This is a genomic window from Streptomyces sp. NPDC058464, from assembly GCF_042721035.1.
Classification (GTDB): Bacteria; Actinomycetota; Actinomycetes; order Streptomycetales; family Streptomycetaceae; genus Streptomyces.
The window spans coordinates 133,935-157,434 of record NZ_JBHXMA010000007.1; the positions used below are offsets into that span (position 1 = coordinate 133,935).

Consider the following 23,500-nt stretch of genomic DNA (forward strand, 5'->3'; position numbering starts at 1 on the left):
GCATCCATCCTGCCGCAGGCCGACTGTCGGCGAAGCACCGAGGCCCGATCGGGTCGGGGTGTCTACGCTGGGTGGTGTTGTCGGGCAGCCGCGCCGCCGGAGAGAACCGGTGGCCTTACCAGCCGAGGATTCCCGTGAGTGACACCCCATTCGGTTTCGGCCTTCCGCCGGAGGAGCCGGAAGACGGCGACGAGGGCAAGAAGAAGGACCAGCAGAGCGGTGGTGGGCAGGGACCGGCCAACCCGTTCGGTTTCGGCACGCCCGGAGCCGGCGGCTTCGGCGGCCCCGGCGCCGACAATCCGTTCGCTGCCATGTTCGGTTCACTGAACCCCACCGACCTGGGCGCGGCCTTCCAGCAGCTCGGCCAGATGCTCTCGTACGAGGGCGGCCCGGTGAACTGGGACATGGCCAAGCAGATCGCCCGCCAGACGGTCTCCCAGGGCACCTCGGACGGCGTCAAGGACGCGAGCGTCGGTCCCGCCGAGCGCACCGCGGTCCAGGAGGCCGTCCGGCTGGCCGACCTGTGGCTGGACGACGCGACGTCGCTGCCGTCCGGTTCCGGTTCGGCCGTCGCGTGGTCGCGCGCGGAGTGGGTCGAGGCGACGCTGCCCGCCTGGCAGGAGCTGGTCGACCCGGTCGCCGAGCGGGTCGGCGCCGCGATGGGCGACGTCCTGCCGGAGGAGATGCAGGCCATGGCGGGCCCGCTGATCGGCATGATGCGCTCGATGGGCGGCGCCATGTTCGGCACCCAGATCGGGCAGGCCGTGGGCGTGCTCGCGGGCGAGGTCGTCGGCTCGACCGACATCGGCCTGCCGCTGACCCCGGCCGGCAAGGCCGCGCTGCTGCCGGTGAACATCGAGGCGTTCGGCAAGGACCTCGGCGTGCCGAAGGAGGAGGTGCGGCTGTACCTCGCGCTGCGCGAGGCGGCCCACCAGCGCCTGTTCGCGCACGTGCCGTGGCTGCGCTCGCACCTGTTCGGCGCGGTCGACGGGTACGCGCGCGGCATCAAGGTCGACACGGCCAAGCTGGAGGACGTGGTCGGCCAGTTCGACCCGCAGAACCCCGAGCAGCTCCAGGACGCCCTCCAGCAGGGCATGTTCCAGCCGGAGGACACGCCCGAGCAGAAGGCTGCCCTGGCCCGTCTGGAGACGGCTCTGGCGCTCGTCGAGGGCTGGGTGGATGCCGTGGTCCACGCGGCCGCGAAGCCGCGCCTGTCGTCCGCCGACGCGCTCCGCGAGACCCTGCGCCGCCGCCGTGCCACCGGCGGCCCCGCGGAGCAGACCTTCGCCACGCTGATCGGCCTGGAGCTGCGCCCGCGCCGGCTGCGCGACGCCTCCCGCCTGTGGGCCTCGCTCACGGACGCGCGCGGTGTCGACGGCCGGGACGCGCTGTGGGCGCACCCGGACATGCTGCCGACGGCGAGCGACCTGGACGACCCGGACGGCTTCGTCCACCGCGAGCAGCTGGACTTCTCCGAGCTGGACAAGATGCTCGGCGAGGCCGCCCAGAAGCCCGACCTGCACAAGAAGGACGGCCAGAAGGACCAGGCAGAGGGCGACGACACCGAGTGAGCCTGTACGACGACGCGGTCCTCGTCCTCAAGGGGTACGAGGGCCAGGAAGAGCTGCGCCAGGACTACCTCGACCACCTCTCGGCGCACCCGGACGGCATGTGGAAGGCCTGTCACGCCGGGCATGTCACCGCGAGCGCGCTGGTCGTCGATCCCGAGCACGGCCGGGTGCTGCTGACCCTGCACAAGAAGCTGCGGATGTGGCTGCAGATGGGCGGTCACTGCGAGCCGGGTGACGCCACGCTGTCGGCGGCGGCCCTGCGGGAGGCGGCCGAGGAGTCCGGGATCCCCGGGCTGACGCTGCTGCCCGGGGGCCCGGTCCGGCTGGACCGGCATCCGATCCCGGCGCCGTGCCACTGGCACTTCGACGTCCAGTACGCGGCCCTCGCCCCGCGGGGCGCCGCCCACGCCATCAGCGACGAGTCCCTCGACCTGCGCTGGTTCTCCTACGAAGAGGTGCCGGAGGTCGCCGACGACTCGGTCGTACGGCTGCTGGAAGGGACCCGTGCGCGGCTCTGAGACGGACGCACGTGCGACTCAGAACCGGCTCAGAGTCGGACACATGTAAGAGGCGCCCATCCTAGCGGGCGCCCCTTACCTTTTGCAGCTCTCGGACGGTCAGCTCCAGGCGTTGCCCTGGTTCATCCCGCGCGCGCCCTGCTGGCCCATGCCGAACTGGGCGGCGACGCCCTGGCCGATCTGGGCGTGCTGCGGCGGCAGCAGTTCACTCGGCTGGACCAATGCGAAGCCACTTCCCATGAAGCTCAGCTCCCAGCCCTCCCCGGTGCTGCCCCGGCGCCGCCACACACCCGAGGAGTGCGTCTGGGCCTGCATCTGGACGCGCAGCCCGGTGGACCAGGCGACGATCGCGTCGGCGTCGCAGTTCACGTACTTGTCGGGGGTGACCTGCATCAGCAGCGGCGCGCCCGAGGTCATCAGGGCGACCTGACCGCGTCCGGTGATGTTGAGCTGGTACTTCCCGGACCCGGAGATGCCGTAGAGGCTGTCGACGGCGACGACCTCGTAGTGCAGCGAGGAGTCCATGGCGAGGACGTAGCCGCTGTCCACGGTCAGGCCGTCCTGCTCGACGTCCAGGACGTGGATGTGCTGGGCGAGGTTGGCGAAGTAGACCGTGCCCTGCCCGTGGCAGCGCATCAGGTCGAGGCCCTCGCCGGTGTACGCACGCGCGCGTGCCTGGTTGTGGCCCTGGTACTCGGCGTCGAACTCGACGAGCCCCTGGTAGGCGACCATGGTGCCCTTGCGGGCGAGGATGTCGTCGTGGCCCTCCAGGACGACCCGCAGCATCTGCTTGTTCTGCAGGCTGTAGCGGTCCCGGGCCTGGGAGTCGTTGAAGGCGAAAAGCGGGCTCTGCATGATTTCCTGACTCCCCCTCAGCCCCGGAACCGGAGGCGGTCGGTGCTGTCCTCGCTGGGCTGGACGACGACGATGCCCTGACCGGAGAACGCCATCTGGTAGGCCTCGCCGCTGCCCCGGCCGATCAGCGACTGCGCCTTGAAGCTGCGCTTGCCCTTGACCTTGAGGTTCGGGGACCAGGCGACCAGCGCGTCCGGGTCGACGTACGTCTCGTCCTCGCCGCCACCGCAGTCGACGACGATCGGCTTGCCCCGGGAGGTCAGCGCGACCCAGCCCTGCCCGGAGATCTTGGTGTTCCACAGGCCCTGACCGGCGAACTTCGCCAGCCCCTTGACCCGCTCCACGCCCCACGTCAGGTGCGCGTCGAAGGCGAGCAGGTTGGTGGCGTTGACGGAGATGCCGTCGCCGTTGAGGTTGATGACGACGACGTCGGCCCCGTAGTCGGCGAGGTAGAGCAGGCCGTCGCCGGAGCACTTCATCAGCGGTGCGCCCTCGCCGGTCATCCAGTCTCTGGCGATCTGGCGGACGGCCGGCGGGTTGGGCTCGTACTGGATGAAGCCTTCGTAGGCGACCATCGAGCCCACGCGCGCGAGGAGGTCGCTGCCGGTCTGCATGGCGACCTTGAGCATGTTGTTGCCGTGGTTCTCCATGCGGGCGGTGACGGGTGCGGGGGCGTAGCCCGCGAGCGGCTGGTTCATGACGGGCTCCCTCAGACCTCGTACGGCTGGACGACGATGAAGTTGCCGGGCGCGCCCCGGAACTGCAGGTTGACGCTCTCGCCGGTGTCGCCCGGGTAGGCGTTGCGGCGCATCCGCACCTGGCTGGAGACGATCACCTGGGAGGCGGCCGACCAGGCGACCACGGCGTTGCAGTCGGCGAACGTCGTGGGGGTCACCGGCAGCACGACGGGCGTGCCGTGCGTCTTGACGACGATCGTGCCGGTGCCCTGGAACTGCATCGTGAACAGCGCGCCGCCGGGGATGCCGTGCCCCTCCACCCGGCGGACCTCGTACTGCAGGCTCTCGTCGAAGGCGAGGACGCTCTCGGCGGAGACGCAGATCGCGTCGCCCTGCAGCTCGATGGGGTGCAGATGGGCGGAGTTCTCGGCGAGGAACACCTGGCCGTGGCCGGTGCAGCGCATCAGCTGCATCTCCTGGCCGGTGGCGCTGCCGACGATCCGGCCGGCGAATCCGGCGCCCTTGTAGCTGAAGTCGACCTTGCCCTGGTAGAGCACCATGCTGCCCTGCCGGGCCAGCACCGGCTGACCGCCCATCCCGAGGTCGACGCGGATGAGCTTGCTGTTCTGCGGGGTCCAGCGCTGCCCGGTCGGCGTCTCCTTGAACTTCTGGAGCGCGGCACCCACCCCGGCACCGCCCTGGGGAGCGCCCTGCGGGACGGCGTAGCTCTGCTGCCCCTGCCCGGGGACCTGTCCGAACGGCGGCTGCTGGCCGTAGCCCGGCGGCGGGGCCGGGGCCTGGGGTGCCTGCGGGTAGCCGGGCGGCGGGCCCGGAGCCTGCGGGGGCGCCGGAGGCTGGCCGTAGCCGGGCGGCGGCATCGGCGCGCCCGGGGCGGGCGGCTGACCGTAGAGCGCGGGCGCCGGGGCCGGGGGCGGCACGGTGCCGGGAGCGAGCGGAGCGATGACGGTGGGCGCCGCGTGCACGTTCGGGGCCGACCCGGGAGACGGGGGCGGGGTGAACCCCTGAGGTGCGGGGGCCGGCACGGGGACGGGAGCCGGAGCGGGCGCGGGGGCCGGGGCGGGCGCGGGCGGGGCGGCGAATCCGGGCGGCGCGAAGCCGGGCGCGGACCCGGTCTGCGGCTGCTGCGGCTCCGGCGCGGCGGGCGCCTCCTCCTCCGCCACCTCGCCGCCGAAGTTCTTCAGCAGCGCCTCCAGACCACCGTCGAAGCCCTGGCCGACGGCGGCGAAGCGCCACACGTCCTTCAGATAGAAGTCGCCGAGCATCACGGCGCGCTCGGTGGAGAACTCCGAGCCGTTGAAGGAGTACCGGGCCACCTCCTCGCCGCCCGCGACGATCCGGATGTATCCGGGCGCGACCTGCGACATCTGCCCGGCGCCGTCGATGGTCGCCGTGAACGCCAGCTTCTGGATCTGCGACGGGATCCGGTCGAGCGTCACCCGGAAGGACTCCGTGTCGCCCGCCTGCGTACCCAGCAGCTGGATGGACTCCTCGGGCGACTTCGGCTGGTTGAAGAAGACGAAGTACCGGTCGTCCGACAGCCGTTCGTCGGCGTCGAGGCCGAAGCAGCTGATGTCGAAGGTCAGTCCGGGGCCGGTGATCTGCACGCCTACGTACAGATCCGTGCCCGCCGTGAGGTCACTGATCCTGGCCTTGTGGCCGCGTTGGAATTCCCTGGCCATGCGTTACGACCGTCCCCCATCCCGAATGCGAGTGCGTCGCGCCAGGCTAACGGCTAACTCGGACATCGGAAGAAGTCGGTACAGACCCGGTACACAACCGCGCTCAGCGACCCCGGAGGGAGCGCTCCCGGGGTGTGTCACTCATCACGCGCGCCGGGCACATGGGGCAGCCGCTCGGCCGCGACCACCCCTTCGAGGTAGCCCCGGGCCCGCTCGGTCCGCGGATACGCCTCCAGCAGCCGCCAGAACCCGGGGCCGTGCCCCGGCACCAGCAGGTGCGCCAGTTCATGGCAGAGCACGTAGTCGACGACGTACTCGGGCATGCCCTGGAGCCGGTGCGAGAGACGGATGCTGCCCTCGGAGGGGGTGCAGGAGCCCCAGCGGGTGTTCTGGTTGGTGACCCAGCGCACCGAGGCGGGGCGGGCCCGGCCGCCGAAGTACTGGGCCGACAGCCGCTCGGCACGCTCGGCCAGTTCGGCGTCGCCCAGCACTCGCTTGCTCTCCTGGGCAGCGAGTTTGTTGAGCATGACGGTCACCCAGCGTTTCTCCTCCGCCTCGGACATCCGGGCAGGGATCAGCACGACGGTGCGATCGCCCTCGCGGTACGCAGAAACGGTCCGGCGGCGGCGGGCGCTCCTGCGAACCTCGATCGCGCTCGCCACCGAGCCGCTGGGCGGCTGGCTCGTCGTGCTGCGCTGTGGCTTTCCGGCGCGGTGCAGTGGGTCGGCGGGCACGCCCCGACGTTACCCGCTGCACATGCGGGAAGTCCCGGGTCCGGGACGGTTCGGTGCCGATCCCCCACCATGCGTTTGATTTGTACGACGAATACCCACCGCCTGTGGACAACTTTCGGCGCCCACAGGGCGGCCCGGGCATGCTGGCACTCGTCGGCGGAGCGTGACCGGCTCCATCGACACACGGGGACGTTCTGTGACCTTTCGACAGATACGGGGGCCTGTCATGCATCCGTTGGTGAAGCCCGCGCTGCGGCGCGGCTGGCGCGATCTCAACACCGTGCAGTTCGGGATGACTCCCGCGCACGCGATGACCCTGGGGCCGATGGACACGGCGACCGGGAGCTTCCTGGACCTGCTCGACGGCGCCCGGGGGCTCGCGCTGCTGCGCGAGGAGGGGCGCCGCATGGACCTGCCGGACGGGCATGTCGACGCCCTGGTGGAACGGCTGTCCGGGGCCGGGCTCGTCGACGACGCGCACGGCGGCGGGCCGGCGGCGCAGGCGCTGCGCGAAAAGAAAGAGGCGCTGGAGCGGCTGCGCCCGGACCTGGCCTCGCTCACCCTGATCACTGCGGAGCCCGGCGGCGCGATCAGCCGGCTGGCGGCCCGGCGGGCGCTGCGGGTGCGGGTGCAGGGCGCGGGCCGGGTCGGTGCCACGCTGGCCGCGCTGCTGTCGGGCGCGGGCGTCGGCGAGGTCGACGTACGGGACGTGGGCCGCGTCCAGCCGTGGGACGTGGCGCCGGGCGGGCTGCCCGCGGAGGCGGTCGGCGAGCGTCGCGACGAGGCCGCGCGCAGGGTCGTCCGCCGGGCGGCCCCGGACCGCCCGCCCCGCCGCCCGGACTCTTCGGCGGAGGAGCCGGGCCTCGCCCTGGTGATCGTCGCCCCGCGCGACGACGTGCTGGTGCACGCCCCGGACGCACGCGCCGCCGAACCGCTGATGGCCTCGGGGACCCCTCATCTCTACACGGGTGTCGTGGAGGGCACGGGTGTGGTCGGCCCCCTCGTCCTGCCCGGCGGGACCGGGTGCGCCCGCTGTCTGCACGAGCACCGCACGGACCGGGATCCGGCCTGGCCGCGTCTGATCGCCCAGTGGCGGTCCGGACAGGCCCGCCGCGTGGCCGCCTGCGATCTGACGCTGGCGGCGGCCGTGGCCGGGCTGGCCGCCACGCACGCCCTGGCCTTCCTCGACGGGGAATCGCCGAGCTGCGCGGGGGCGCGCTGGGAGGCGTCCGTGCCGGCTGTGCACTGGCACGCGCGGCCGGTCTGGCCGCACCCCGCATGCCCGTGCGGGGCGGCGGAGAAAGCTATGAGGGAACACTCCTCAACCAACGGGGATCCACACGCGACAATGGTGGTGCAACGGCCGTCGGCGGAGCGAGGACAGCACGCGGACACTGCACGGCCGACTGGGACTTGGAGGGCGCATGTCTGATCTTCCCCGGAAGGCGGTCACCCGGACCGCCAAGCTCGCCGCGCTCCCGCTCGGCTTCGCCGGCCGGGCGACCTGGGGTCTGGGCAAGCGCATCGTGGGCGAGTCCGCGGAGATCGTCGGCCGGGAGCTGCAACAGCGCACCGCGGAGCAACTGTTCAAGGTCCTGGGCGAGTTGAAGGGAGGGGCGATGAAGTTCGGGCAGGCTCTGTCCGTCTTCGAGTCGGCCCTCCCGGAGGAGATCGCCGGCCCCTACCGGGCGGCTCTCACCAAGCTCCAGGACGCCGCGCCGCCGATGCCGACCCGCACCGTGCACGCGGTGCTCACCGAGCGTCTCGGGGAGGACTGGCGGGAGCTGTTCCTGGAGTTCGAGGACAAGCCGTCGGCGGCTGCCTCGATCGGCCAGGTGCACCGCGCGGTGTGGCAGGACGGCCGGACGGTGGCGGTCAAGGTGCAGTACCCGGGAGCGGGCGAGGCCCTGCTCTCCGACCTGGGGCAACTGAGCCGCTTCGCCCGCCTGTTGGGGCCGCTGATCCCCGGTATGGACATCAAGCCGCTGATCGCGGAGCTGCGCGACCGGGTCTCCGAGGAGCTGGACTACTCCCTGGAGGCGCAGTCCCAGGCGGCGCACGCGGAGGAGTTCGAGGGCGACCCCGATGTGGTGGTCCCCGCGGTGGTGCACCAGTGCGACCAGGTCCTGGTCACGGAGTGGATCGACGGGATACCGCTCTCCGAGATCATCTCGGGGGGTACGCAGGAGCAGCGCGACCGGGCCGGTCAGCTCCTGGCCCGGTTCCTGTTCTCGGGCCCGGCCCGCACCGGCCTGCTGCACGCCGACCCGCACCCCGGCAATTTCCGTCTGCTGCCCGGTGCACCGGAGGACGAGGAGGAGTGGCGCCTCGGCGTGCTGGACTTCGGCACCGTCGACCGTCTCTCCGGCGGCCTGCCCAGCCCGATCGGCGACTCCCTGCGGATGACGCTGGACGGGGACGCCGAGGCGGTCTACGAGCTGCTGTGCGCGGAGGGGTTCGTCAAGGAGTCCATAGAGCTGGACCCCGACGCCGTCCTGGACTACCTGCTGCCGATCATCGAACCGGCCCAGGTCGACGAGTTCACCTTCACCCGCAACTGGATGCGCAGCCAGGCGGCCCGCATCGCCGACCCCCGCAACCCCGCCCACCAGCTGGGCAAGCAGCTCAACCTGCCGCCGGCCTACCTCCTCATACACCGGGTGACCCTGAGCACCATCGGCGTGCTGTGCCAGCTGGGGGCGACGGTGCGGCTGCGGGAGGAGCTGGAGGCGTGGCTGCCCGGGTTCGTACCCGAAGAGCTCGAAGAGTTCGAGGAACTCGAGGAACTCGGGGAGGCCCTGGAAGCCGAACTGGATGCCGACGAAGACGCCGAAGAGGACGGGGAAGTGGAAGGGACCGAGGCGGCCGTGGAGGCGAAGTAGGGGCGGTGTTCACCACCAGGACGAATCGAGCCGGCCCTCGATCGCTCTGAGGTTCTCCCTGGAGCAGGTGTCGCAGAAGAACTGGCGGACGCCGTTCTCCACGGAGCAGGTCCAGGTGGTGGGCGGGGGGCCGTCGGCCGGGGTGCCGCAGCGGGCGCACACGAGCGGGTGGGGCTCCATGGCGGAGCCGCCGTGATCACTGCCTCCGGAAAGACTCGTCACCCAGTGACGATAACTCCACGGCGCGGATCCCCCGGGACAACGCACCGCGGGGGCCGGTCCGTTCGGCCGGACCGGCCCCCGCGGGGAGCTTTCGCCTCCCGGGGTCGGGAGGCCACCGCTTCAGGTGTGCTGGGTTACTGCATCACGGCCATGGCGAGCGCACGGCGGGCGCGCATCGAGGCGCGCTCGGCCCGGCGCTGCATCCGGCGAGCGGCCGCCAGGCGCACGGCCCGGCGTTCCCGCTCGGCCTCGTACAGTCGCTCGTGCATATGCGCACGAGCCAAGGCTTCTGGGATGAGTTGCATCTCTCGGGTCCTGTTCTGACGCGAGCCGGTGGCGGTACCGGCGGTGGTGAAGTCTGGGATCGCGGAGCCGGCGGGCTCGCTGGTTGACGGCTTCATCGGGGCCTGCTTCTTGGGATCGTGCGTGAGGGGGCGGTCGATCGTTCCGTGGATGTTCATGCCGTGACCGGGTTCTTGCGCGGACGGCCACGCGGCCGCTTCCGGGCGACGACGACACCCTGGACGAACAGCTCGCCACCCCAGACGCCCCAGGGCTCGCGCCGCTCCTTGGCCCCCGCGAGGCAGGCCTCGATCAGCGGGCAGGTGCGGCAGAGGGACTTGGCGTACTCGACGTCCGCCGGCGACTCGGCGAAGAAGACCTCCGGGTCGTAGGAACGGCAGGGGACGGGTACGCCGAGGTTCTCGATGGCGTCGTCGAGCGCGGTGAGCGCGGTGAGCGGGATCAAGGTGGAGTCCTCCGTGAGGCCGGGCGGGGGGATCGTTTCGGAAGGCGGTACGGACGGGGCGTGCGCTTCGAGTTGCACGGTTGTTCTTCCTCGTCTGGTCGTGCCGGTCGGGTTGGACCGGTTGGCGGCTGGTACCGGGTTCTGCTCTTGTCCCGAGGCCCCTTCGCTCCGCTCTCCCCGTTCGGGGAAAACAGAAGGGCCGCGGATCCCGGATGGGGTTCCGCGGCCCTGAAGGCGCCGGCCTGATCGATCAGGCTGGATCACTCCAGGGTTCTGGCCCACGGAAGGCCCACATCAGGTGGTGCTGCGTCGTCTGCTGCCGGCTTCCGGCACCGGTCGCCGTAAAGGCATAGGCCTTCGCCTGTGCCGCTACTGCTTCCAGTGCCTTGGTCGGTCGCTCATTGCGCTCACGGACAGGAAGACCCGCGAGAGAAACGGAGGACGCCGGACGCACGGCAGAGATGCCGGACAGACCGGTGCCCAGGTTCGAGACGCCGAGCATGCACACGGAGACGGCCGAGAGATCGGTCATTTTGGCCGCGCTGATGTTGCTGCTGGTCTTGATGCTGATCACTGGACTCGCCTCCTCTCGGCGTCTGGGGGACCGGTGTTGAGCCGATCCGCTCGGATATGCAAGTACAACACGGAATCGGGCCTTCGAGAAGGCCGCCGCTTCCGTGCCTAGAACCTATGGGGATTGCTGGGGCATGCGCAAACTATTTTTTCGACGAGTTCGCATCAGCCCCCGACTTCTTCGCCGTCGGGGTCCTGGCCTGCGCAGATGGCCAGAACATCGGCACCGTAACGGTTGAGCTTGCGCGCGCCGACACCGGGGATGCGAGCCAGGTCGCGGTCGTCGTCCGGAGCGCTCTCGGCGATGGCCATCAGCGTCCTGTCGGTGAAGACGCAGAAGGCGGGCTGACCGCTGAGCCGGGCCTGGTCCGCACGCCACTCGCGCAGCCGCTCGTAGAGTCCCTCGTCCATGTCGGACGGGCAGCCGTCGCAGCGCATCAGCTTCATCTCGCCGGCGTCGGTCAGCGTGCGTCCGCAGACCCGGCAGCGGGCGGGGGTGCGCTGGGTGCGCCGGGGTGCGGCCGCGGGGCCGCCGGTGAAGCCGCGTTCGACGCCTCCGCCGCCGGCGCCGCCGGTCCTGCCGACGGTGCCGGTGGAGCCGGGGCGTAGACCGTCCAGGAAGTGGCTGGGCCTGCGGCCGGGTCTGCCGCCGGGGGTGCGGGAGAGGGACCAGGAGACATGGAGCCGTTCCCTGGCACGGGTCACTCCGACGTAGAGGAGCCGGCGTTCCTCCTCGATCTGCTCGTCGGTCTTCGCATAGGTGATCGGCATCATGCCCTCGGCGACGCCGACCAGGAAGACGACGTCCCACTCCAGGCCCTTCGCCGAGTGCAGGGAGGCGAGGGTGACGCCCTGGACGGTCGGGGCGTGCTGGGCACCGGCGCGTTCGTCGAGTTCGGCGACGAAGTCGGCGAGGGTCGCGGCGGGCCGGGCGGCGGCGACGTCCTGGGCGAGGTTGACCAGAGCGGCCAGTGACTCCCAGCGCTCCCGGACCGCGCCGGAGCCGGCCGGGGGCGAGGTGGTCCAGCCCTCCCCGGAGAGGACCGCGCGCACCTGCGAGGGCAGGTCCACGGTGTCGTCGAGCAGCGCGTCGTTGCCCCCGAAGCGGGCAGCGGCGCGCAGGGCGACGCCCGCCTTGCGCACCTCGGGCCGGTCGAAGAACCGCTCGGCGCCGCGCAGTTGGTAGGGCACCCCGGCGTCCGCGAGGGCCTGTTCGTACGTCTCGGACTGGGCGTTGGTGCGGAACAGCACGGCGATCTCGGCGGCTGGCACCCCTGCACCGATCAGCTCCCGGATCCGGCGGGCGGCGCCCTCGGCTTCCGCGGGCTCGTCGGTGTACTCGGTGTAGACGGGCTCGGGGCCGGCGGGGCGCTGGGAGATCAGCTCCAGGCGGTGGTCGGCGGCCCGGCCGCGGGCCTGGGCCAGGAGACCGTTGGCGAGGTGGACGACCTGGGGTGTGGAGCGGTAGTCGCGGACCAGCTTGACGACGGTGGCCCCGGGGTGGCGGGTGCGGAAGTCGAGCAGATGGTCGGGGGTTGCTCCTGTGAACGAATAGATGGTCTGGCTCGCGTCGCCGACGACGCAGAGGCTGTCGCGCTCGCCGAGCCAGAGTTCCAGCAGCCGCTGCTGGAGCGGGCTGACGTCCTGGTACTCGTCGACGACGAAGTGCTGGTACTGGGCGCGGACCTGTTCGGCGATGTCGTGCCGGTCCTGCAGGATGCCGACGGTCAGCAGCAGGACGTCCTCGAAGTCGATGACCGCGCGGTCGCGCTTGAGGTCCTCGTAGACGGAGTAGATCTGGGCGATCTCGGCGGGGTCGCGGGGGGCCTCCCGGCCGGCCTTCACGGCTGCAAGGGGGTAGTCGGCGGGGACGGTCCGGGTGACCTTGGACCATTCGATCTCGGCGGTGACGTCCCGCAGTTCGCCCCGGTCGAGGCGGATGCGGCAGGCGGCGGCCGCGTCGGCGACGAGCTGGATCTTGCGGTCGACGAGCCGGGGCAGGGAACCACCGATCGCTTTCGGCCAGAAGAACTGGAGCTGGCGCAGCGCGGCCGAGTGGAAGGTGCGGGCCTGCACCCCCTGGGCGCCGAGCTGGCGCAGCCGGCCGCGCATCTCCCCGGCGGCGCGGTTGGTGAAGGTGACGGCGAGCACGCTGGACGGCTGGAGGATGCCGGCCCGCACCCCGTAGGCGATCCGGTGGGTGATCGCCCGGGTCTTGCCGGTACCGGCTCCGGCCAGCACGCACACGGGACCGTGCAGGGCGGTCGCCACCGCGCGCTGCTCGGGGTCGAGCCCTTCGAGCACCGCGTCGGCAGAGTCCGGTACCGGCGGGAAGAGGGAGGAGTGCGTTGCTGCTGTCACATGGCCATGCTGCCAGGTCGCCGGAGACGGCTGTGCCGGTTGTCCACAGGCAACCCCGCGCAGTCGTACTAATGCGGCAGGCGTCACTCTGGGCCCGTGCTGCGGGAATGGCGGAAGAGCCGCGTACGTTGCTCTCCTGGACGAGCTTCCCCGACCCGCCGAAGGAGTGCGAGCGAGATGCAGGGCACTGTGACGATGTACAGCACCACGTGGTGCGGCTACTGCCGCCGGCTGAAGAGCCAGATGGACCGCGAGGGCATCGCTTACACCGAGATCAACATCGAGCAGGACCCGGATTCGGCCGCATTCGTGGAGAAGGCGAACGGCGGAAACCAGACGGTCCCCACGGTGCTCTTCGCCGACGGCTCGACGCTGACGAACCCGTCGCTGGCCCAGGTGAAGCAGAAGATCAGCGCGTAGGCCTCCCGGCGCGCGGCGGCTCCTGACTCATGTCAGGGGCCGCTTTCGCATGTTCACTCCGGCTTGTCCCACACCAGCGTGTAGCGCCACAGCAGGCGGCGCCGGTAGCGGCGGCCGGGGAGCCGGTGCGCGGTCGACTGCCGGACCTCTCCCCAGGTCATGATCGGGTCCTCGACCGGCATGTCGGCAGGACCCCGCCCGCCACCTCGCCGGAGCGCGGTCAGCAGCCTCGCGGGGACCCCGCAGCCACTGATCACCCGGTCCAGCAGGGTGTGGTCGTGGGCCAGGCCGACGACGACCAGCCGGCCGCCGGGCGCGAGCAGCCCCACCAGCCGGTCGATCGCGTCGTCGAAGGGGACGTGGTGGATGACGGCGACCGCGCTGACGAAGTCGTAGCCCTCCTTGTCGAGGGCGGCGTCGTCGAGGTAGTCGCCCTCCAGGAAGGTGACGTTCCCGGCCTCCCGCTTGCGCGCCTGCCTGATCATCTCTGCCGACCGGTCCACGCCGGTCACCGACTCCGCCCTGGCCGCGAGCTTGGCGGCGAGCAGGCCGTCGCCGCAGCCGACGTCCAGGGCCGTGCGGCAGCTTTCCGGAACCGCGTCCAGCACCACGGGGTGGTAGTGGACGTTGTGGTTCCAGTACTCCTCTGCGGTCATGACGGCCGTCTCAGACGAAGCTCCTCGTCGGCAGTGGCTTGCCGTACCACATCTCGATCAGGCGGGCCGCGATCGAGATGCCGTAGGGCGGCAGGACGTCGCCGGAGTCGAAGGCGGCGCCGAGTTCGTCGCGGGAGAACCAGCGGGCCTCGTGGATCTCGTCGCCGTCGACGTCGATCTCGGTGGTGGTGGCGCGGGCCATGAAGCCGAGCATGAGGCTGGACGGGAACGGCCAGGGCTGGCTGGCGACGTACTCGACCGGGCCTACGGTGATCCCGGCCTCCTCGAAGACCTCGCGGCGCACCGCCTGCTCGATGGACTCGCCGGGCTCGACGAAACCGGCGAGCGTGGAGAAGCGGCCCTCGGGCCAGTGGACCTGGCGGCCGAGCAGGATGCGGTCGTCCTCGTCGGTGACGGCCATGATCACGGCGGGGTCGGTGCGAGGGTAGTGCTCGGCGCCGCAGGCGGGGCAGCGGCGGATGTGGCCGGCGGCGGCGATGACCGTGCGCTCGCCGCAGCGGGAGCAGAAGCGGTGGGTGCGCTGCCAGTTCTCCAGGCCGACCGCGTGCACCATCAGGCCGGTGTCCCGAGGTGACAGCAGCAGTCCGGCCTCCCGCAGGCCCGCGGGGCGCGCGGACTGGTCGATACGGCCGGGCAGGGCGTCCTTCTGGAGGGCGAAGTAGCTGACGCCGTCCTCGTCGGTGCCCAGGAAGTAGCGGTGCGCCTCGGTGAGGGGGGCCTCGAAGGAGGGCGTCATGACGAGTTCGGTGCGGCCGTCGGGCGTCTCGTCGATGAGGACCTGGCCGCCGGAGACCACGAAACAGCGGGTGTCGGGGTGGCTCCACGCCGCCGCGAGCCAGGCCTCGTCGAGCCGGTGGTGGGCAGCGCGGTCGATGCCGCTCGGGGCGGTGAGCGAGATGGGTCGGTCGGCGGTGTGGTCGGTCCAGGTGGTCACGGGTGCTTCCAACTCCCCCAGTGCAACGGATGTTTCAACGGGCGGTTCAGCGGGACGAAGGGCGGGAGGAGACCGGGTCGGGCGGGGGCGGGCGGTGCGGCCCTTCCAGTGTGCCCCGCCCGCGGTGCCGCTCCGGACGGCGTCGGCGGGTCAGGGGGCATGGCGCCAGTTCTCGGCGAGGTCGCCCCACAGGTAGGCGCTGGTCTCGACGCCTTTGAGGAGGAGGTCCAGCTCGACCTTCTCGTTCGGGGCGTGCCAGCCGTCGGAGGGGACGGAGATGCCCAGGAAGAGGACGGGTGCGCCGAGGACGTCCTGAAGGTCGGCGGCGGGCCCCGAGCCACCCGAACGGGTGAACCGGACCGGTCCTTCGAAGGCCCGGCCCATGGCGCGGGCCAGCGACTGGAGGCCGGGGTGGTCGAGCGGGGTCAGGCACGGGCGCGTGGCCGGCAGGAAGGTGATCTCGGCGCGGATCCCGGCGGGGATCCGCTCGTCGGCCCAGGCGCGGACGATCTTCTCGATGTGGTCGGGGTCCTGCCCGGCGACCAGGCGGAACGACAGCTTCAGCAGAGCCGAGGACGGGATGATCGTCTTACTGCCGGGGCCCTGGTAGCCGCCGCCGATGCCGTTGACCTCGGCGGTGGGGCGGGCCCAGACGCGCTCCAGGGTGGTGTGCCCGGCCTCGCCCTCGGTGGCGTGTGAATGCGCTTCGCGCAGCCAGCTCTCCTCGTCGAAGGGCAGCTCGGCCCACAGCTGCCGCTCGCGGTCGCTCAGCTCCACGATGCCGTCGTAGAAGCCGGGGATCGCCACGCGCGCGTGCTCGTCGTGCAGGGCGGCGACCAGGCGGGCCGCGACGGTGGCCGGGTTGGGGACGGCGCCACCGAAGGCACCGGAGTGGATGTCCTGGTCGGGGCCGTGCAGGACGATCTGGCACTCGGCGAGCCCGCGCATGCCCGTGCACACCGTGGGGGTGTCCTCGGACCACATGCCGGTGTCGGAGATGATCACGGCGTCGGCGGCGAGCCGCTCGGCGTGCTCCTCGACGAGGGCACGGAAGTGCGGGGAGCCGGACTCCTCCTCGCCCTCGATCAGCAGCTTCAGGCTGACCGCGGGGGCGGTGCGGCCGGTGGCGGCGAGGTGGGCGCGGACGCCGAGTGTGTGGAAGAACACCTGGCCCTTGTCGTCGGCCGCCCCGCGCGCGTAGAGGCGGTTGTCGCGGACGACGGGCTCGAAGGGGTCGCTGTCCCAGCCGTCCTCGCGGGCGGCGGGCTGCACGTCGTGGTGGCCGTAGACGAGGACCGTGGGCGCCTCGGGGTCGCCCGCGGGCCACTCGGCGAAGACGGCCGGGGCGCCCGCCGTCTCCCAGACCTCGGCGGTCGGGAAGCCGGTCTCCTTCAGTCTGGCGGCGAGCCAGTCGGCGCTGCGGCGTACATCGGGAGCGTGGTCGGGCTGGGCCGACACGGAGGGGATGCGCAGCCACTCGGCGAGGTCGGCGAGGAAGGCGGCGCGGTGCTGCTCGATGTACGTACGGACGGCGCTGTCCGGGGTCTGGCTCATGGTCACGAGCCTATCGGCCCGGACCGACATCCTCGGCGGGCGGTTCGTCACACTCGGCCTGTCCGACGATCAGTCTTTCCAGGGCGGCCCGGTCCGGCAGGCCGTCCGGTCGTTCGACCTCACCGGTGCGTACGTGCACGAACGCGGCCGTGACCGACTCGGGCGGCACACCCTGCTGCTCGGCCCAGCCGATCCGGTAGATCGCCAGCTGGAGCGGGTCGGCGAGGCGGGTGCGGCTGGTCTTCCAGTCGACGATCTCGTACGTCGTCGCGTACGTCGCCCCGTCGCCGTGGTCGGTCCGGTAGACGGCGTCGATACGGCCCCTGACGACCCGGCCCGCGAGGGAGAGCTGGAAGGGGGCCTCGACGCGGTAGGGCGTGCGGTGGGCGTACTCGGTGCGTTCGAAGGCCTCCTTGAGGGCTTCGAGATCGCGTTCGTCGGCGATCTCGGCGTCGCTGCCGGGCAGTTCGTCGGGCTCCAGCATGGGCAGCGTGAGCTCCTCGAAGCGTGCCTCGACCCAGGCGTGGAAGCGGGTGCCCCGGCGCGCGGCGGGCTGCGGAGGGCGTGGCATGGGGCGCGCGAGTTCCTGCGCGAGCCCGTCCGGGTCCTCGGCCAGCCGCATCAGCTGGGTCGCGGACAGCGTGGCGGGGAGGGGGACGTCGGTGGTGTTCCGGCGGGCGCGCAGCAGCTCTCCGGTGAGCGCGTCGAGGTCGCGGTCCCAGGAGGCGATGGTGCGGGCTTCCTCGGGGGTGAGGAAGGCTTCCTCGGGAGTGAGGAGAGCTTCCTCGGGAGCGGGGAGGATGCGCTCGGGTTCCGGGGCGCGCTCGTGCACCGGCGTGCGCGGGGGCGTGCGCTCGGCGGGCGTGGCCTGGTGCGGGACCGCGGGGCGGTCGGTGCTCCAGGAGTCCCAGCCGGAGGGGTCGGCGGAGTCCGTGTCCGGGAAGGCGTCCTCGTACGGGTCGGGTTCGTCGTCCTCGGGCGGCGGGGGCCAGTCCGGGTCCTCGCCGACGGCCGGGTCGTGGCCGGCGGGAGTGACTGCGGCACCTCCGGCACCTCCGGCACCTTCGGCGGCTTCGGCGGTGAGGGCGTCCAGGTGGGCCAGGACGGTGTCGGCGGCCTGTCGGCGGCGGGCCAGGGCGGCCTCGTCCAGGGGCAGCGGCCACACCTGGTCGGCGCTCGCCGCGTGCAGGGCCGGGTTCTCCTCGTCCTCCCCCGGTTCGTCGGCCCAGGCCTCGATCTCGCCGTGGCCGTCGGCGCAGTGGTCGTACAGGGACCGGAGGAAGTCGGAGGGGCCGCGCGGCTTCTTCTGGCTGGGGCCCCACCAGTGGCCGGAGCCGAGGAGCAGGGAGCGGGGGCGGGTGAAGGTGACGTAGCCGAGGCGGAGTTCCTCGGTGTGCTGGTGGTCCTTCATGGCCTCGTGGAAGGCCTTCAGGCCACGCGAGTCCCAGGCCTCGACGTCGGGCAGGGTGGCGGTGTCGCCGCGCAGGGCGTGCGGGAGCACCTTGGCCTGGGCGGTCCACTTCTCGCGCCCCTGGCTGCTCGGGAAGGTGCCCTTGACCAGTCCGGGGACGGCGACGACGTCCCACTCCAGGCCCTTGGACTTGTGCGCGGTGAGCACCTTGACGGTGTTCTCGCCGCCGGGCAGGGCGTTGTCGAGGCCCTTCTCGTACTGGGCGGCGGTGCGCAGGAAGCCGAGGAAGGCGAGCAGGGTGGCCTCCTGGTCGCCGGCCGCGAAGGAGGCGGCGACGTCCAGGAAGTTGGACAGGGTCTCGCGGCGGCGGGCGGCCAGCGCGTGCGGGGACGCGGACAGCTCCACCTCCAGGCCGGTGACCGCGAGGACGCGGTGCAGGACGTCCATCAGCGGGTCGGACAGGGAGCGGCGCAGCTCGCGCAGCTCGGTGGCGAGGCGGGCGAAGCGCACGCGCGCGTCCGACGAGAACGGCAGCCCGTCGTCGCCCTGTCCGGGCCGGTCTCCGTCGAACGGCAGCTCCAGGAACGTGTCCAGGGCGTCCGCGAGGGATATCACCTCGGCGGGGTCGACCCCTTCGACGGCCTCGGCGAGCCTGCGGTCCGGGTCGTCGGCGTCGCCCACGCGCGCGTGGGACACCAGCCGCCGGGCGCGGCGGCCGAGGAGGGCGAGGTCGCGGGGGCCGATGCGCCAGCGCGGGCCGGTCAGCAGCCGGACCAGGGAGGCGTTGGCGCCCGGGTCCTGGAGCACCTCGCAGACGGCGACGAGGTCGGCGACCTCGGGCAGGTGCAGCAGTCCGGAGAGGCCGACGACCTCGACGGGGACGTCACGGGCGACGAGGGCGCCCTGGATCTCCGCGAAGTCGGTCGCCGTACGGCACAGGACCGCGATCTCGCCGGGTGCGGTGCCGGTGCGGACAAGGTGGGCGACCGAGTCGGCGATCCAGTCCATCTCCTCGGCGTGGGTGCGCAGCAGGGCGCAGCGGACCGTGCCGTCCCGCTCGGCGCCGGGGGCGGGGCGGAGGGCTTCCACACCCGCGTGCATGGCGCGCAGCGGCTCGGCGAGGCCGTTGGCGAGGTCGAGGAGGCGGCCGCCGCTGCGACGGTTCTCGCTGAGCGCCTGGCGGGTGGCGGGGCGCCCGTCCGCGTGCGCGAAGTGCTCGGGGAAGTCGTCCAGGTTGGCGACGGAGGCGCCGCGCCAGCCGTAGATGGCCTGGCAGGGGTCGCCGACCGCGGTCACGGGGTGGCCGGTCCCGTCGCCGAACAGGCCCGCCAGGAGCACGCGCTGCGCGACCGAGGTGTCCTGGTACTCGTCGAGGAGGACGACCCGGAACTCCTCGCGCAGCAGCCGGCCCACCTCGGCGATGCCGGCCAGCGCCGCGGACAGCGCGATCTGGTCGCCGAAGTCGAGCAGGTCCCGCTCGCGCTTGGCGGCCCGGTAACGCAGGACCAGCTCGGCCAGTTCGCGGCGCGCGGCGGCGGTCTCGGGGACCTTGCGCAGGTCGGCGTTGCCGAGCCTGACGCCCGCGAGGGTGTTCAGCAGACCGGCGTCCCAGGCCCGCAGGTCCTCTGGGCGGACCAGGTGTTCGGCGAGCTCGGAGTCGAGGGTGAGCAGGTCGCTGACCAGGTCGGCGAAGGACCGGGTGAGGGCCGGATAGGGGCCGGGTGCCTCGCGCAGCACGCGCGCGGCGAGCTGGTACCGGGTGGCGTCGGCGAGCAGCCGGGAGGCCGGCTCCAGGCCGATGCGCAGGCCGTGGTCGGTCAGCAGCCGGCCCGCGAAGGCGTGGTACGTGGAGATGACCGGCTCGCCTGGCGGATTGTCCGGGTCGATGACGTCGGGGTCGGTGACACCGGCCCTGACGAGCGCCTTGCGGACGCGTTCGGCGAGCTCGCCGGCCGCCTTGTTGGTGAACGTCAGGCCGAGGACCTGCTCCGGGGCCACCTGTCCGGTTCCGACCAGCCAGACCACGCGGGCCGCCATCACCGTCGTCTTGCCCGACCCGGCCCCGGCCACGATCACCTGCGGGGCGGGCGGCGCGGTGATGCAGGCCGTCTGCTCCGGGGTGAACGGGATGCCGAGGAGCTCCTTGAGCTGCTCGGGGTCGGTGATACGGGCGGGCATGAGGACAGAGGCTAGCGGCGGGCACTGACAATCGATAAAACGGCACAATCGGCGAAACGGCGCCCCGTGTGCTCGTTCACTCCACCACGTGCCGCCCCTCCGGCCGCGCGCTGCACGAGGCGCGGAACGCGCAGTGGGTGCAGTGCTGGCCGGTGGTCGGCGCGAACCGCTCGTCGAGGACCTTGCCGGCGGCGGTGGCCAGCAGTTCGCCGACCCACTCCCCCTCCAGCGACTCCTGCGCCTGCACCTTGGGCAGGGTCTCGCCGCCGTCGCGCTGGGCCGCGCCCTGCCGGAGGTGGACCAGTTCGGCGCCGCCGGGCTCGGGCCGGACGCCGTCGAAGGCCTCGTCGACGGCGCCCTCGCGGACCGCGAGCTGGTAGACGGCGAGCTGCGGATGCCGGGCTACCTCGGCCGTGCTGGGCGCCTGTTTGCCGGTCTTGAAGTCGACGACGTACGCGCGGCCCTCGCCGTCCGTCTCGACGCGGTCCATCTGGCCGCGGATGCGCACCTCGTAGTCGCCCGCTCCGAGGGTGACGTCGAAGTCCTGCTCGCTGGCCACCGGGGTGCGTGCGGTGCGGTCCAGGACGTGCCACTTCAGGAAGCGTTCGAGTGCCACGCGCGCGTTGTCCTTCTCCTGCGCCGACTTCCAGGGCGCGTCGAAGGCGAGCGCGTTCCACACCGAGTCCAGCCGCTCCATGAGGACGGCGAGGTCGGCGGGGGTGCGTCCGGAGGCGACCTCGTCGGCGAGGACGTGCACGACGTTGCCGAAGCCCTGGGCGGTGGTGGCGGGGGCGTCGGCCTTCACCTCGCGGCCCAGGAACCACTGCAGGCTGCAGGTGTTGGCGAGCTGGTCGAGGGCGCTGCCGGAGAGCACCACGGGCTGGTCGCGGTCGCGCAGCGGCACCTTGCTCTCGGTCGGCTCGAACATGCCCCACCAGCGGTAGGGGTGGGCGGACGGCACCAGAGGGCGGCCGTCCTCGTCGGCGAGCGCGGCCAGCCGGGCCAGGCGGCGGGCGGCCGCCTCCCGCAGGGCGTCGGACACGCGCGGGTCGACGGTGGTCGCGCGCAGCTCGGCGACCAGGGCGGCCACGGCGAGCGGACGGCGGGGCCGTCCGGTGACGTCCTGGGGTTCGACGCCCAGTTCGGTGAGGAACCGGGAGGGCTGGTCGCCGTCGTCCGCGGGGGCCTTCACGGCGGTGACGACGAGGCGTTCACGCGCGCGCGTGGCGGCGACGTAGAAGAGGCGGCGCTCCTCGGCGAGCAGCGCGCCCGGGGTGAGCGGCTCGGCGAGCCCGTCACGGCCGATGCGGTCGGCCTCCAGGAGCGAGCCGCGGCGGCGCAGGTCCGGCCACAGGCCCTCCTGGACGCCGGCCACCACGACCAGGCGCCACTCCAGGCCCTTGGCGCGGTGCGCGGTCATCAGGCGTACGGCGTCGGGCCGTACCGCGCGGCCGGCGAGGGTGTCGGCGGCGATGTCCTCGGCCTCGATCTCCGCCAGGAAGTTCAGCGCGCCCCGGCCGCCGCTGCGCTCCTCCGCGCGGGCGGCGGTGGCGAACAGGGCGCACACGGCGTCCAGGTCCCGGTCCGCGTTGCGGCCGGCCGCGCCGCCGCGGCGGGCGGCGCGCTCCAGGCGCGAGGGCCAGGGTGTGCCGTTCCACAGGACCCACAGCGCCTCCTCGGCCGTACCGCCGCCCGTGAGGCGTTCCCGGGCCCGGGCGAGCAGCGCGCCGAGCCGCTGCGCCCCGCGCGCGTACCCGGGGTCGTGGACGGCCAGGCGCTCGGGCTCGGCGAGCGCCCGCGCGAGCAGTTTGTCGGACGGGGGCGGGAACGCGTTGCCGGCCGCCCGCTCCTCGTCGCGCAGGGCACGGCCGAGGCGGCGGAGGTCGGCCGCGTCCATGCCGGCGAGGGGGGAAGTGAGCAGGGTGAGCGCGGTCTCGGTGTCGAGCCAGCAGGCAGCCTCTTCGGCCTCCTCGGCGCCCTCGTCCGCACCTGAGTGCGCGGCTTCCGCCTCCGCCTCCGCCACCGCCCGCAGCGCCGTCAGCAGAGGCGCCACCGCCGGTTCGTGGCGCAGCGGCAGGTCGTCGCCGTCGATGTCCAGGGGCACGCCGGCCGCGGTGAGGGCGCGACGGACCGTCGGGATGGTGTGGGAGCCGGCGCGCACCAGGACGGCCATGTCGCTCCAGCGCACGCCGTCCTCCAGATGCGCGCGGCGCAGGATGTCGGCGACGTTGTCCAGCTCGGTACCGGACGTCGGGTACGTGTAGACCTCGACGCGGCCGTCGTCCCGCGCGGCGGTCAGCTCGCGGTGCGCGCGCACCTTCTCGGCGGGCAGCCGGGTCAGCGGCATCCGCCGGGTCAGCAGGCGGGTCGCGGCCAGCAGGCCGGTACCGGCCCGGCGGGACGTACGCAGCACCTCCACCGGCGCCGGGCGGCCGTCCACGCGCGCGAAGGCCGACGGGAAGTCCAGGATGCCGTTCACGTCGGCGCCCCGGAACGTGTAGATCGACTGGTCCGGGTCGCCGAACGCGACCAGGGTGCGGCCGCCGCCGGCCAGGGCGTGCAGCAGGCGCACCTGGGCCGGGTCGGTGTCCTGGTACTCGTCGACGTACACGGCGTCGTAGCGGCCGGCAAGGTCCAGGGCGACCTCGGGACGGTGGGCGAGCAGCACCGCGCGGTGGACGAGTTCGGCGTAGTCGAGGACGCCCTGGAGGTCGAGGACGTCGAGGTACTCGGCGAGGAAGGCGGACGCGGCCCGCCAGTCCGGGCGGCCGATACGGTGGGCGAAGGCGTCCAGGGCGGCCGGGTCCAGGCCCAGCTCGCGGCTGCGGGCGAGGACCGCGCGGACCTCGTCGGCGAAGCCCCGGGTGGTGAGGCAGGCGCGCAGGTCGTCGGGCCAGCGCACATGGTTCAGCCCGAGCCGCTCCAGGTCGGGCTGGCCGGCCAGCAGGTCACGGACGGCGACGTCCTGCTCGGGGCCGGACAGCAGCCGCAGCGGGTCCACGAACAGACCGCTGTCCTGGTGGGCGCGGACCAGGGCGTAGCAGTACGAGTGGAAGGTGGTCGCCCGCGGCGCACGGGCCGCACCCACCCGCAGGGCCATGCGGTCGCGCAGTTCGACGGCGGCCTTGCGGCTGAACGTCAGCACCAGGATCCGCTCCGGGTCCGCGCCACGGGCGATCCGCGCCGCCACCGACTCCACCAGGGTGGTGGTCTTCCCGGTGCCGGGACCCGCGAGAACGAGCAGCGGGCCGGCCCCGTGGTCAACCACGGCGCGCTGTGCCGCGTCCAGACGAGGGGGATCCACGTCGGCCGGCGGGGTACGGACCAGTCGGTAAGCGCCACGGTTCCCCTGCCGCACCGGGGGGTGCGGCAGGCGCCTGGTGGAGGAAGAGGAGCTCACGTGGTTCGCCGGTCCTGGTGGGTGTGCTGGTCGGTTCGCGGTCGCGCGTGCGCAGGGGTGGCCGCGGGGTGAGCGGGACACGCGC

19 protein-coding genes are annotated in these 23,500 nt (G+C 72.6%); 5 read left to right on the forward strand and 14 right to left on the reverse strand.

Going from position 1 to position 23,500, the window contains the following annotated elements; all coding sequences use genetic code 11:
• Positions 1 to 134: 134 nt before the first annotated feature.
• Together ACFWPQ_RS12285 and ACFWPQ_RS12290 are read left to right on the forward strand one after the other, a co-directional pair.
• On the forward strand, positions 135 to 1,571 hold the full coding sequence (locus ACFWPQ_RS12285; protein WP_384032521.1) for a zinc-dependent metalloprotease: 1,437 nt from the start codon (positions 135 to 137) through the stop codon (positions 1,569 to 1,571).
• Positions 1,568 to 2,089, forward strand: a complete 522-nt coding sequence (locus ACFWPQ_RS12290) for an NUDIX hydrolase (RefSeq protein WP_384032523.1) — start codon at positions 1,568 to 1,570, stop codon at positions 2,087 to 2,089. The genes ACFWPQ_RS12285 and ACFWPQ_RS12290 overlap by 4 nt, the downstream gene beginning before the upstream one ends.
• A gap of 99 nt (positions 2,090 to 2,188) precedes the next feature.
• Here the strand turns inward: ACFWPQ_RS12290 and ACFWPQ_RS12295 are convergent, their stop codons facing one another.
• The 4 genes from ACFWPQ_RS12295 to ACFWPQ_RS12310 all read right to left on the reverse strand — a co-directional run bounded on the left by ACFWPQ_RS12295 (position 2,189) and on the right by ACFWPQ_RS12310 (position 6,055).
• Positions 2,189 to 2,944: an AIM24 family protein gene (locus ACFWPQ_RS12295; protein ID WP_384032525.1), complete on the reverse strand. Its 756-nt coding sequence runs from the start codon at positions 2,942 to 2,944 to the stop codon at positions 2,189 to 2,191.
• Between the two features lie 17 nt (positions 2,945 to 2,961).
• Complete coding sequence (locus ACFWPQ_RS12300; protein ID WP_351711031.1) at positions 2,962 to 3,642, reverse strand: AIM24 family protein; 681 nt, start codon at positions 3,640 to 3,642, stop codon at positions 2,962 to 2,964.
• Positions 3,643 to 3,653: 11 nt separating this feature from the next.
• Entirely contained in the window at positions 3,654 to 5,321 is a 1,668-nt protein-coding gene (locus ACFWPQ_RS12305) for a TerD family protein (RefSeq protein ID WP_384032527.1), read from the reverse strand.
• A gap of 137 nt (positions 5,322 to 5,458) precedes the next feature.
• The gene (locus ACFWPQ_RS12310) at positions 5,459 to 6,055 is read right to left on the reverse strand and encodes a M48 family metallopeptidase (RefSeq protein WP_384032528.1); all 597 of its coding nucleotides are present in this window, start codon (positions 6,053 to 6,055) and stop codon (positions 5,459 to 5,461) included.
• Between the two features lie 226 nt (positions 6,056 to 6,281).
• Here ACFWPQ_RS12310 and ACFWPQ_RS12315 point away from each other — a divergent pair, with 226 nt between their 5' ends.
• Both ACFWPQ_RS12315 and ACFWPQ_RS12320 read left to right on the forward strand, forming a co-directional pair.
• Positions 6,282 to 7,487 carry a TOMM precursor leader peptide-binding protein gene (locus ACFWPQ_RS12315; protein ID WP_384032530.1) on the forward strand — a complete coding sequence of 402 codons (1,206 nt, stop codon included), beginning with the start codon at positions 6,282 to 6,284 and terminating at the stop codon, positions 7,485 to 7,487.
• The gene (locus ACFWPQ_RS12320) at positions 7,480 to 8,937 is read left to right on the forward strand and encodes an ABC1 kinase family protein (protein WP_384032532.1); all 1,458 of its coding nucleotides are present in this window, start codon (positions 7,480 to 7,482) and stop codon (positions 8,935 to 8,937) included. The genes ACFWPQ_RS12315 and ACFWPQ_RS12320 overlap by 8 nt, the downstream gene beginning before the upstream one ends.
• A gap of 9 nt (positions 8,938 to 8,946) precedes the next feature.
• Here ACFWPQ_RS12320 and ACFWPQ_RS12325 read toward each other — a convergent pair whose 3' ends face one another.
• From ACFWPQ_RS12325 to ACFWPQ_RS12345, 5 genes are all read right to left on the reverse strand, one after another.
• On the reverse strand, positions 8,947 to 9,159 hold the full coding sequence (locus ACFWPQ_RS12325; protein WP_361292283.1) for a hypothetical protein: 213 nt from the start codon (positions 9,157 to 9,159) through the stop codon (positions 8,947 to 8,949).
• A 134-nt stretch (positions 9,160 to 9,293) separates the two neighbouring features.
• Entirely contained in the window at positions 9,294 to 9,620 is a 327-nt protein-coding gene (locus ACFWPQ_RS12330; protein WP_384032534.1) for a hypothetical protein, read from the reverse strand.
• Positions 9,617 to 9,985, reverse strand: a complete 369-nt coding sequence (locus tag ACFWPQ_RS12335; protein ID WP_010984500.1) for a WhiB family transcriptional regulator — start codon at positions 9,983 to 9,985, stop codon at positions 9,617 to 9,619. The genes ACFWPQ_RS12330 and ACFWPQ_RS12335 overlap by 4 nt, the downstream gene beginning before the upstream one ends.
• 172 nt (positions 9,986 to 10,157) lie before the next feature.
• Positions 10,158 to 10,481 (reverse strand): hypothetical protein, encoded by a 324-nt coding sequence (locus tag ACFWPQ_RS12340; RefSeq protein ID WP_384032536.1) that lies wholly within the window; start codon positions 10,479 to 10,481, stop codon positions 10,158 to 10,160.
• 164 nt (positions 10,482 to 10,645) lie between these two features.
• Positions 10,646 to 12,841 carry an ATP-dependent DNA helicase UvrD2 gene (locus ACFWPQ_RS12345; RefSeq protein WP_384032538.1) on the reverse strand — a complete coding sequence of 732 codons (2,196 nt, stop codon included), beginning with the start codon at positions 12,839 to 12,841 and terminating at the stop codon, positions 10,646 to 10,648.
• Between the two features lie 177 nt (positions 12,842 to 13,018).
• On the opposite strand from ACFWPQ_RS12345, the gene ACFWPQ_RS12350 reads away from it, so the two are divergent.
• Positions 13,019 to 13,261: a mycoredoxin gene (locus ACFWPQ_RS12350; protein WP_351939913.1), complete on the forward strand. Its 243-nt coding sequence runs from the start codon at positions 13,019 to 13,021 to the stop codon at positions 13,259 to 13,261.
• Between the two features lie 53 nt (positions 13,262 to 13,314).
• On the opposite strand, the gene ACFWPQ_RS12355 is transcribed toward ACFWPQ_RS12350, so the two are convergent.
• The 5 genes from ACFWPQ_RS12355 to ACFWPQ_RS12375 all read right to left on the reverse strand — a co-directional run bounded on the left by ACFWPQ_RS12355 (position 13,315) and on the right by ACFWPQ_RS12375 (position 23,415).
• The gene (locus ACFWPQ_RS12355) at positions 13,315 to 13,917 is read right to left on the reverse strand and encodes a class I SAM-dependent methyltransferase (protein ID WP_384032540.1); all 603 of its coding nucleotides are present in this window, start codon (positions 13,915 to 13,917) and stop codon (positions 13,315 to 13,317) included.
• A 10-nt stretch (positions 13,918 to 13,927) separates the two neighbouring features.
• Positions 13,928 to 14,872 (reverse strand): NAD(+) diphosphatase, encoded by a 945-nt coding sequence (gene nudC / locus ACFWPQ_RS12360; protein ID WP_361292273.1) that lies wholly within the window; start codon positions 14,870 to 14,872, stop codon positions 13,928 to 13,930.
• 150 nt (positions 14,873 to 15,022) lie between these two features.
• Positions 15,023 to 16,426, reverse strand: a complete 1,404-nt coding sequence (locus ACFWPQ_RS12365; RefSeq protein ID WP_384032542.1) for a dipeptidase — start codon at positions 16,424 to 16,426, stop codon at positions 15,023 to 15,025.
• A 10-nt stretch (positions 16,427 to 16,436) separates the two neighbouring features.
• The gene (locus ACFWPQ_RS12370) at positions 16,437 to 20,015 is read right to left on the reverse strand and encodes a UvrD-helicase domain-containing protein (protein WP_384032544.1); all 3,579 of its coding nucleotides are present in this window, start codon (positions 20,013 to 20,015) and stop codon (positions 16,437 to 16,439) included.
• A gap of 76 nt (positions 20,016 to 20,091) precedes the next feature.
• Positions 20,092 to 23,415, reverse strand: a complete 3,324-nt coding sequence (locus ACFWPQ_RS12375) for an ATP-dependent helicase (protein ID WP_384032546.1) — start codon at positions 23,413 to 23,415, stop codon at positions 20,092 to 20,094.
• Positions 23,416 to 23,500: the final 85 nt, after the last annotated feature.